Consider the following 10,737-nt stretch of genomic DNA (forward strand, 5'->3'; position numbering starts at 1 on the left):
TCCAGCCCTTTTGGTCTTTTTAGAGGTAAAAAATGGTAAAGATGATTGTAGGTTTGGGAAATCCTGGAGAAAAATATTTTGAAACAAGACATAATGTCGGATTTATGCTAATTGACAAAATGTGTAAAGAACAAAATTTAAAGTTTACAACTGATAAAATTTTTCAAGCAGAAATAGCTTCTACATTTTTTAATGGTGAGAAAGTGTATTTTGTCAAACCAACGACCTTTATGAATGAGAGTGGAAAGGCTGTTCATGCTCTTCTATCTTATTATGGTCTAGATATTGAAGATTTAGTGGTTATCTATGATGACTTAGATATGGAAGTAGGAAAAATACGACTTAGAGCAAAAGGATCAGCTGGTGGTCACAATGGCATCAAATCAATTATAAAACATATAGGAACCCAAGAATTTAAACGAATTAAAATTGGTATTGGTCGTCCCGAAAATAATATAACCATTATTCACCATGTGTTAGGAAAATTTTCAAAAGGAGACTATGCTATAATTTTAAATATACTTGACAAAGTTGACAGTGCTGTAAATTATTATTTACATTCTAATAATTTTGAACAAACAATGCAACAATACAATGGATAAAAAGATGGATATTATTGAGTTATTTAATCAAAATAAACAAATAGTTGATTGGCAAAGAAATCTAAATAAATCAACTCGGCAGTTATTAATGGGTTTGTCATCTTCAACTAAGGCTATTACAATGGCCTCTTGTGTAGAGGAGAATCACAAAATTTTGATTTTAACGTCTACTTATAGTGAAGCAGAAAGACTTTCTAGTGATCTGATTGGCTTGGTGGGAGAAGAGAGGGTCTATACATTTCTTGCAGATGATACTCCGTTAGCTGAGTTTGTTTTTTCTTCTCAAGAAAAGATTTTTTCTCGTTTGGAAGCTCTAGATTTTTTATTAGATTCTCAACAATCAGGATTTTTGATAGTTAATGTGGCAGCTAGTCAACTATTTTTACCCAATCCTGTTAATTTCAATTCAGCTTATATTGATTTAAAAATAGGGCAAGAATATGAGTTGAAAGATTTGATTTCTCAATTGCTAAATTCAGGTTATAAGCAAGTATCACAAGTATTGAAACAAGGGGAGTTTAGTCTTCGTGGTGATATTTTAGATATTTTTGAGCGCTCTAGTCAAATGCCTTTTCGGGTTGAATTTTTTGGTGATGAAGTTGATGGTATTCGTCTATTTAATCCTGAAAATCAAATTTCTATTCAAAATGTAGAACATGTGCATATTCATCCTGCTACAGATATCATATTTACTAAAGCAGATTATAAAAGTGCACAGAAAAAAATAGAAAATCTTATAGAAAAAACTGTAGATTCAACTTCAAAATCTTATTTAGAGGAGATTTTAGCTAGTACAAAAGAACAAATTCAACATACTGATATTAGAAAATTATTGTCTTATTTTTATCAAAATGAATGGACAATTCTTGATTATCTTCCAAAACATAGCCCAATTTTCTTTGATGATTTTCAAAAAATTATGAATAGATATGCTCAGTTTCAATTAGAAACAGCAAATTTATTGACAGAAGATTTACAAACTAGTAAAGCGGTTGAAAATCAATCTTATTTTGTAGATGTTTATTCAATATTTAGAAAGTATAAACCAGCTACCTTCTTTTCCAATTTTCATAAAGGACTGGGAAATTTAAAATTTGATTCTCTTTATCAGTTCAATCAGTATCCTATGCAGGAATTTTTTAGTCAATTTCAGCTTTTGAAAGAAGAAATCAGTCGCTATAAAAAATCTAACTACACAGTTATTATACAATCAAATTCTTTATTGACTTTACAAAGTTTACATAAAAGTTTACAAGAATATGAAATTCCACTTGATTATGTTAATGATACTAAAATTCATAAACATGCTGTTCAATTAGTAGAAGGACGTTTAATTCAAGGATTTAATTTTGTAGACGAAAAAATTGTTTTAATCACTGAATATGATATTCTGCAAAAAAAAGTAAAACGAAAAGTTCGCAGGCAAAGTATTTCTAATGCTGAACGTTTGAAAAATTATAATGAGCTGGAAAAAGGAGATTATGTTGTTCATAACGTTCATGGAATTGGGCGATATTTAGGAATTGAGACGATTGAAATTTCAGGAATTCATCGTGATTATCTCACTATTCAATATCAAAATGCAGATCGTATTTCTATTCCTGTTGATCAGATTCATCTACTTTCTAAATATGTTGCGAGTGATGGTAAAGCGCCTAAGATCAATAAATTAAATGATGGACGTTTTCAAAAAACTAAACAGAGAGTACAACATCAAGTTGAAGACATTGCTGAGGATTTAATTAAACTTTACGCAGAGAGAAGTCAATTAAAGGGATTTGCGTTTTCTAGTGATGATTCTTATCAGCAAGAATTTGATAATGATTTTCCTTATGTAGAAACAGAAGATCAGTTGCGTTCTATAAAAGAAGTTAAAAAAGACATGGAAAGTGATCATCCTATGGACCGTCTTTTAGTTGGGGATGTTGGTTTTGGGAAGACGGAAGTAGCTATGAGAGCTGCTTTTAAAGCAGTAAATGATCATAAACAAGTGGTAATTTTAGTTCCCACTACGGTTTTAGCTCAACAGCACTATACGAACTTTAAGGACCGTTTTAACGATTTTCCTATCAACATTGAAGTATTAAGTCGTTTTAAAAGTAAATCAGAACAAAAAATAATTTTAGAAAAATTAAAAAAAGGGCAAGTGGATATTATTATTGGAACGCATCGTCTCCTGTCAAAAGATATTGTATTTGCTGATTTAGGACTCATTGTTATTGATGAGGAGCAACGTTTTGGAGTTAAGCATAAAGAAAAATTAAAAGAGTTGAAAACAAAAGTTGATGTTTTAACTTTGACGGCGACCCCTATTCCTCGTACACTCCATATGTCTATGTTAGGTATACGTGATTTATCAGTTATTGAAACTCCTCCAACAAATCGCTACCCAGTTCAAACTTATGTTTTAGAAAATAATGCAACAGTTATTCGAGATGCAGTTTTAAGAGAAATGGATCGAGGGGGGCAGGTTTACTATCTTTACAATAAAGTTGACACAATGGAGCGAAAAGTTTCAGAATTGAAAGAATTGATTCCAGAAGCTTCTATTGGATATGTACATGGTCAAATGAGTGAAATTCTTCTTGAAAATACTTTACTTGATTTTATCAATGGGGAATATGATATTTTGGTGACAACGACTATTATTGAAACTGGTGTTGATATTCCTAATGTTAATACTCTTTTTATTGAAAATGCAGATTACATGGGATTGTCAACTTTATATCAATTAAGAGGGCGTATTGGTCGTAGTAATCGTATTGCTTATGCCTATCTCATGTATCGTCCTGACAAGATTTTGACAGAAATTTCTGAACAACGTTTGGAAACTATAAAAGGATTTACAGAATTAGGCTCTGGTTTTAAAATTGCTATGCGAGATTTATCTATTCGTGGTGCTGGAAATATTTTAGGAAGTTCACAATCTGGTTTTATTGATTCTGTTGGATTTGAGATGTATTCTCAATTATTAGAAGAGGCTATTGCTAAAAAACAAGGCAAAGAAAAAAGACGGCAAAAAGGAAATGCTGAAATTAATTTGCAGATTGATGCCTATCTTCCTAGTGATTATATTGCTGATGAAAGGCAGAAAATTGAAATTTACAAACGTATTCGCGAGATTGACAGTCGTGTAAATTATGAAGAATTACAGAATGAGTTGATGGATCGTTTTGGAGAATATCCAGATGTTGTTGCCTTTTTATTAGAAATTGGTCTTGTAAAGTCTTATTTAGATCAAGCTTTTGTTCAGCTTGTTGAAAAAAAGCAACAAGCTGTGATTGTCCGATTTGAAAAAGTTTCTCAACAGTTTTTCTTAACTCAAGATTACTTTGAAGCTCTTTCTGTGACAAATTTAAAAGCAAGAATTTCAGAAAATAAGGGATTGATTGAAGTTATATTTGATGTAAAAAATAAAAAAGATTATGAAATTTTAGAAGGACTTTTGCAGTTTTCAGAAAAATTAGTAGAAATTAAAAATCAAAAGAAAAATTGCTAACTTTACAATTTTGTAAAGTTTCGCTTTCATCTATAATATTTTCTTAAAAAATGGTAAAATAATAAATTGAGGTAACTTTATGAGATTAGATAAATATTTAAAAGTATCCCGTATTATAAAACGTCGTCCTATTGCTAAAGAGGTGGCCGATAAGGGAAGAATTAAAGTAAATGGAATTTTAGCTAAAAGTTCAACAGATTTAAAAATCAATGACGAAATAGAGATTCGTTTTGGAAATAAAATTTTATTAGTTCGGGTTCTAGAAATGAAAGATAGTACTAAAAAAGAAGATGCCACTAAAATGTACGAAATTATAAAAGAAACAAAGGTAGAAGTAGATGGCTAGAAATATTGTTCAATTAAATAATCGCTATATACAAGATGAAAACCAACATCGTCGTTATTTAGAGCAAGAAAGAAGAAAAAAGAATCGCTTTATGGGTTGGGTATTGATTTTAGTCATCTTATTGTTCATTTTACCGACATTTAATTTGGTTCAAAGTTATCGAAATTTATTAGAACGTCGAACACAATTGACGCATTTACAAAAGAGATACGAAGAAATAAGCAACGAAAAAGAATCTCAAAAAGCTTTTGCTAATAAATTAAAAGATGAAGAATATGCTGCTAAATATGCACGTGCTAAATATTATTATTCTAAACAAGGGGAATATATCTATACAATCCCAGGATTGTTGCCACAGTAAGGATGGAAAATTTATTAAAAATGATTGAACAATTTTTGGAGTTTTCTGATGAAAAATTAGAAGAATTGTCCAGAAAAAATCAGACTTTAAAATTAGAAGAGACTAAAAAGGAAGGGGGAGAGCATGCGTAAGTTGCTATTTCTATTATTGTTGCCAGCATTTTTCACTGCAAAAGTAGTAGTAAGTACAGAACAAGATGTAAAATTGACCGCAAAGCAACAGTATGAAATTACTAGTACGACCTACAGTAACTATTACACTGACCTTCCAACCAATCCAAATGTTTATGAGCAAATTCCAACTTATACATCCTTAAATTTAGAAAAAGTTGCTGGGAGTTTAACTCCGAATACACCAATTAAACTTTCTGACTTACAAGTCAATGAACAAGGACTCCCAGTTTTTAAACTCGCAAATGGACAATTCATTCCTGCTGATAAACGAATGATTTATGATGATATTGTCCAATCTAGTGAAGATGTTTCACAAACAATGTGGCTCAAACCGTCTTTTGTAGTTTACAACCAAGCTTTTGTAAATGGAACAAAGGAAGTGAAGACGAATTTATTACCGTATCATCCAGTGAAAATTACTCAACTTGCTGAGACGACATCAGGAAAATATGCTTATGTTGAGGGCAAAGGTTGGATTGATGTAAAATATCTATCTGATACAGATAATCGTATGGATAAAGTTCAAGAAATCTTAACAATCAAGTACAATAAAGTAGACTATTCTATCTATGTAAAACAACTAGATTCTGGGAAAACTGCTGGTATCAACCCAGATTTGGAAATGTATTCTGCTAGTGTGGCAAAACTTCCCATTCTCTATTATGCGCAGAAGCAATTAAATGAAGGAAAATACAAGCCATCTTCTGGTTTAAAATATATTCCTGCTGTAAATGACTATTCAGGTGCTTATGATACAGAAGGTAGTGGAAGCATTTCTAAAAAATCAGATAATAAGGAATACAGCATTCAGGAATTGATGAACCATATCGCAAAAGAATCGGATAATGCAGCTACAAATATTTTAGGATATTATATTACTAATCAATCAGACAGCGCTTATCAAGCAACAATTGAGCAAATCGCTGGGAAAAAATGGGATGTGGAAAAACGCGATGCTTCAGCAAGGATGGCAGGAAATGTGATGGAAGCTATCTATGAACAAAATGGGGACATTATCAATGCACTATCACAAACAAATTTTGATGAGCAGCGTATTTCTAAAAATATAAATGTAAAAGTGGCTCATAAAATTGGGGATGCTTATGATTTTAAGCATGATGTTGCAATTGTTTATGCTAATTCTCCTTTTGTTCTGTCTATTTTTACAAATCATTCTGATTATGACACCATTTCTAAAATTGCAGATGATATTTATGAGGTTTTGAAATGATAGAACAACAATTTTTTCAAATGGTGCAAAAAAAAGGCTATTTCAGACATCATAGAAAAGTTTTACTTGCTATTTCTGGTGGATTAGATTCTATGACTTTGCTTGACTGGCTTTATAAATATCGCGAAAAACTAGAAATAGAAATTTATCTTGCTCATGTTAATCATGGAGTGAGAGAGGAATCTGATTTTGAGGAAGAAGAACTAAAAAAAATAGCAACGAAACTTGGTGTAAGCATTTTTACATCAAGTTTTTCTGGACCATTCTCAGAACAAAAAGCGCGTGATTTTCGCTATGCTTTTTTCAAAAAAATTATGTTAGAAGAAAATTGCACAGCTTTGGTAACAGCACACCATGCTGATGACCAAGCAGAAACGATTTTTATGAGAATTCTTCGTGGCAGCCGTTTATTTCATATTTCAGGAATGAAAGAAAAACAAAAATTTGCAAATGGAGAATTGATAAGACCGTTGCTTTCTTTTCAAAAATCAAATTTCCCTCCTATTTTTCATTTTGAGGATTGGACAAATCAAGAGAACCATTATTTGCGCAATCGAATTCGAAATGAGTATTTTCCATTGTTAGAACAAGAAAATCCGCAGTTTAGGAAGCATTTAATAGAATTGGGAACAGAAATTTCTCAAATGCAAGATGCATTAGCATATTTAACTAAAAATATTGTAGCGACGAATCTGCAGGAATTTCAATCTCAACCTTACTCTGTGCAAAGTTTTTTGCTACAGGCTTATTTAAAGAAATTTCCTGATTTGCAGCTCAGTAAAGCACAATTTTCTGATATTTTAGCAATCTTGAACAAGCAATCTAATTATCAGCAACCACTTAAAGCGGGTTACGAACTCTATAAAAATTATGATTCCTTTGAGATTCGTAAAATCAGTCCACAGTCTGATTTAAAAGTGGATTCAATTTTGTTAAAATATAACGATATTGTGGAATATGGTCATTATCGCTTTTCTTTTGGAAAAGAACTTCATGGAAAAAACATCCAAGAAGTGTTTGTTTCACGTGAAACAGAAATTTTACTTCGACATAGAAAAGAACAAGATGAAATTATTTTGAATCAACACCATAAAAAGCTTCGTCGGTATTTTATTGATCAAAAAATTCCTATAGATCAAAGAAAAAATGCTATTGTTATTGAACAAAACGGGGAAATCTTAGCAATTGCTGGAATCGTAACATGTGATTTGAGTAAGAGTCAAAAAAATGATATAATGTATAACAAACTTTATATTCAAAATTTAGATAGGTAAAGAAGATGCTAGAACAAGATATTAAGAAAGTTTTGGTTTCACATGATGAGATCGTGGCAGCAGCACAAAATTTAGGAGCTCAATTAACTAGTGATTATGCAGGGAAAAATCCTATATTTGTAGGAATTCTAAAAGGTTCCATTCCTTTTATGGCAGAGTTGATAAAGCATGTTGATACCCATATTGAAATGGATTTTATGTTAGTGTCAAGCTATCATGGTGGAACATCTAGTAGTGGTGTTATCAATATTATTAAAGATATTGATCAAGATATTGCTGGACGTCATATTCTTTTTGTCGAAGATATTATTGATACGGGAAAAACATTGAAAAGTCTGTGTGAATTATTTAGAGAGAAAAAAGCTGCGTCTGTTAAAATTGCTACACTTTTAGACAAGCCGGCAGGACGAAAAGTTGATATTGAAGCGGATTACACATGTTTTACAATTCCAAATGAATTTGTAGTTGGTTATGGTCTAGATTTTGATGAAAACTATCGAAATCTACCATATGTAGGGGTTTTAAAAGAAGAAGTTTATACAAAATAAAAAGGTATATTGATAGATAGATGAAAAATAAACAAAATAATGGTTTTATAAAAAATCCTTTCCTATATATTTTAATCATTGTTGTTGTTATTACAGGTTTTCAGTATTTTTCAGCTGGAAGTTCTGTAGGTCGCAGCCAACAAATTAACTATACTGAGTTAGTTAAAGAAATTAGAAATGGAAATGTAAAGGATATTAGCTATCAGCCAAATGGTAGTGTTATTGAAGTTGCAGGTACTTATAAGAAAGAAAAGAAGGTAAAGGATAATAGTGGTATTCAGTTTTTTACTCCTTCTTCTACCTCTGTAAGCCGCTTTACTAGTGTTATTCTACCTTCAGATTTAACGGTAGCTGAATTACAAAAATTAGCTTCAGATAAGGGAACTGAAATCACCATTAAACGTGAAAGTTCAAGTGGTGTCTGGATTCAGGTGCTGACAACTCTGGTGCCATTTGCCATCTTTGCTTTCTTCCTGTTCTCTATGATGAATCAAGGTGGAGGCGGTGGAGCGCGTGGAGCTATGAGTTTTGGACGTAATAAAGCGCGTGCGACAAACAAAGAAGATATAAAAGTACGCTTTTCTGATGTAGCAGGTGCGGAAGAAGAAAAACAAGAACTAGTTGAAGTTGTTGAATTTCTAAAAGATCCTAAACGTTATACAAAACTAGGGGCTCGCATACCAGCTGGTGTTCTTCTTGAAGGCCCTCCAGGAACTGGTAAAACTCTTCTTGCAAAAGCCGTCGCTGGTGAAGCAGGAGTTCCATTCTTTAGTATTTCAGGTTCAGATTTCGTTGAAATGTTTGTCGGTGTCGGTGCTAGCCGTGTTCGCTCTCTTTTTGAAGATGCAAAAAAGGCAGCTCCAGCGATTATCTTTATTGATGAAATTGATGCTGTTGGTCGTCAACGTGGTGTTGGTCTCGGTGGAGGAAATGATGAGCGCGAGCAAACCCTTAATCAACTTCTGATTGAGATGGATGGTTTTGAAGGTAATGAAGGAATTATTGTTATTGCAGCAACAAACCGTAGTGATGTGCTAGATCCGGCGCTTCTGCGTCCTGGTCGATTTGACCGTAAAGTTCTTGTTGGGCAACCAGATGTAAAAGGTCGTGAAGCTATCCTTCGTGTTCATGCTAGAAATAAACCTCTTGCTGAAGATGTTGACTTAAAACTAGTTGCTCAACAAACGCCTGGTTTTGTTGGTGCTGATTTGGAAAATGTGTTAAATGAAGCGGCTCTTGTCGCAGCGCGTCGAAATAAAAAAGTTATTGATGCTTCCGATATAGATGAAGCAGAAGATCGTGTTATTGCAGGACCGTCTAAAAAAGATAAGACAGTTTCACAACGTGATCGGCAAATTGTCGCTTATCATGAGGCAGGACATACGATTGTTGGTCTTGTTTTATCAAATGCACGTGTCGTTCACAAGGTAACCATTGTACCTCGTGGTCGTGCAGGTGGATATATGATTGCTCTTCCGAAAGAAGATCAGACTCTTTTATCTAAAGAAGATATGAAAGAGCAATTGGCAGGACTTATGGGGGGACGTGTTGCTGAAGAAATTATTTTTAACGTCCAAACTACAGGTGCTTCAAATGACTTTGAACAAGCTACACAAATGGCACGTGCGATGGTAACAGAGTATGGTATGAGTGAAAAACTCGGTCCGGTTCAATATGAAGGAAACCATGCGATGTTTGGCGCTGCGAGCCCACAAAAATCAATTTCAGAGCAAACTGCATATGAAATTGATGAAGAAGTTCGTAATTTGCTTAATGAAGCGCGCAACAAAGCAGCAGAAATTATCCAATCAAATCGCGAAAAGCATAAATTAATTGCGGAAGCTCTTCTTAAATACGAAACACTTGATAGTCATCAAATCAAATCATTATATGAAACTGGCGAAATGCCTGATGAACCAAATGCAAGTTCTTCACATGCTTTGAGCTATGATGAAGTGAAATCTCAAATGGAAGAGCAAAAACCAGAATAAATTATAAAATGTTAAAACTCTTTGATTTAAAATCAGAGGGTTTTAACATTATCCGCTGAAAAGTATGTAAAAGTACCTGAAGAGATAGATAGGTGTATTAAGAAGTACGAAATAGAAACCAAAAAGAGTAGAATAGCTACCAGAAAACCAAAGGGTTCTCCTTCATGCTATCCTTAAGAGGTAAGAGCAAGGAAGGAGAAGGAAATGGAGTTCAAGGAGTTATATGCCAAGGTGAGAGGAATTGTGCTGAAGTGTCGGAGGGAATATTATGTCCACCTGTGGGAATTAAGCGATTGGGAACAAGAGGGCATGTTGGTGCTCTATCAGTTGGTGAGTCGCTATCCGCAGCTGGTAGAGTCAGAAAGTCAGCTCTATGTTTACTATAAGACCAAGTTCCGTAATCATATCCTGGACATCCTCCGTAAACAGGAAAGCCAAAAACGCAAACTGGACCGTCAAGCTTATGAAGAAGTGAGCGAGATTGGTCACAAGCTCAGCCTGAAAGAACTATATCTGGATGAATTGGTGATTCTCCGAGACCAGCTAAAGAGTTACCAAGCTCAACTGAGTCCAGAGAAACAAGAGCAGTACGAGCGCTTACTAGCCGATGAACGGTTCAAAGGCCGCCAAGCTATGATTCGAGAATTAAGAGCCTACTTAAAAGACTATAGTGATTAAACTAAGTCAGAACTTTTCTTTTTCAAAGGTCACA

The 10,737-nt window shown here is 33.4% G+C and carries 10 protein-coding genes; all 10 read left to right on the forward strand.

The genetic code is table 11. The annotated features are described in order from the left end of the window. The first annotated feature begins 32 nt into the window (after positions 1-32). The 10 genes from pth to RG565_RS01630 all read left to right on the forward strand — a co-directional run bounded on the left by pth (position 33) and on the right by RG565_RS01630 (position 10,703). Positions 33-602, forward strand: coding sequence for an aminoacyl-tRNA hydrolase (gene pth, locus RG565_RS01585; RefSeq protein WP_059221680.1), 570 nt, complete (start codon positions 33-35; stop codon positions 600-602). Then, positions 595-4,101, forward strand: coding sequence for a transcription-repair coupling factor (gene mfd / locus RG565_RS01590; RefSeq protein ID WP_247936921.1), 3,507 nt, complete (start codon positions 595-597; stop codon positions 4,099-4,101). The genes pth and mfd overlap by 8 nt, the downstream gene beginning before the upstream one ends. A gap of 79 nt (positions 4,102-4,180) precedes the next feature. Further along, positions 4,181-4,447 carry an RNA-binding S4 domain-containing protein gene (locus RG565_RS01595; RefSeq protein ID WP_003029504.1) on the forward strand — a complete coding sequence of 89 codons (267 nt, stop codon included), beginning with the start codon at positions 4,181-4,183 and terminating at the stop codon, positions 4,445-4,447. Next, positions 4,440-4,808 (forward strand): septum formation initiator family protein, encoded by a 369-nt coding sequence (locus RG565_RS01600; protein WP_003026832.1) that lies wholly within the window; start codon positions 4,440-4,442, stop codon positions 4,806-4,808. Before RG565_RS01595 ends, RG565_RS01600 begins: the two co-directional genes overlap by 8 nt. 2 nt (positions 4,809-4,810) lie before the next feature. Next, the gene (locus tag RG565_RS01605; RefSeq protein ID WP_101749849.1) at positions 4,811-4,939 is read left to right on the forward strand and encodes an SP_0009 family protein; all 129 of its coding nucleotides are present in this window, start codon (positions 4,811-4,813) and stop codon (positions 4,937-4,939) included. Further along, complete coding sequence (locus RG565_RS01610; protein WP_247936922.1) at positions 4,932-6,212, forward strand: serine hydrolase; 1,281 nt, start codon at positions 4,932-4,934, stop codon at positions 6,210-6,212. The genes RG565_RS01605 and RG565_RS01610 overlap by 8 nt, the downstream gene beginning before the upstream one ends. After that, positions 6,209-7,486, forward strand: coding sequence for a tRNA lysidine(34) synthetase TilS (gene tilS, locus RG565_RS01615; protein ID WP_268732163.1), 1,278 nt, complete (start codon positions 6,209-6,211; stop codon positions 7,484-7,486). The genes RG565_RS01610 and tilS overlap by 4 nt, the downstream gene beginning before the upstream one ends. Positions 7,487-7,491: 5 nt before the next feature. Then, positions 7,492-8,034, forward strand: a complete 543-nt coding sequence (gene hpt / locus RG565_RS01620) for a hypoxanthine phosphoribosyltransferase (RefSeq protein WP_003029498.1) — start codon at positions 7,492-7,494, stop codon at positions 8,032-8,034. A 20-nt stretch (positions 8,035-8,054) separates the two neighbouring features. Beyond that, the gene (ftsH, locus tag RG565_RS01625) at positions 8,055-10,025 is read left to right on the forward strand and encodes an ATP-dependent zinc metalloprotease FtsH (protein WP_003029496.1); all 1,971 of its coding nucleotides are present in this window, start codon (positions 8,055-8,057) and stop codon (positions 10,023-10,025) included. A 204-nt stretch (positions 10,026-10,229) separates the two neighbouring features. After that, positions 10,230-10,703, forward strand: coding sequence for a sigma-70 family RNA polymerase sigma factor (locus RG565_RS01630; RefSeq protein ID WP_059221510.1), 474 nt, complete (start codon positions 10,230-10,232; stop codon positions 10,701-10,703). The last annotated feature ends 34 nt before the right edge of the window (positions 10,704-10,737 follow it).

Origin of the sequence: Streptococcus sp. IsoGale021, assembly GCF_031142795.1 — a bacterium.
Classification (GTDB): domain Bacteria; phylum Bacillota; class Bacilli; order Lactobacillales; family Streptococcaceae; genus Streptococcus; species Streptococcus hominis.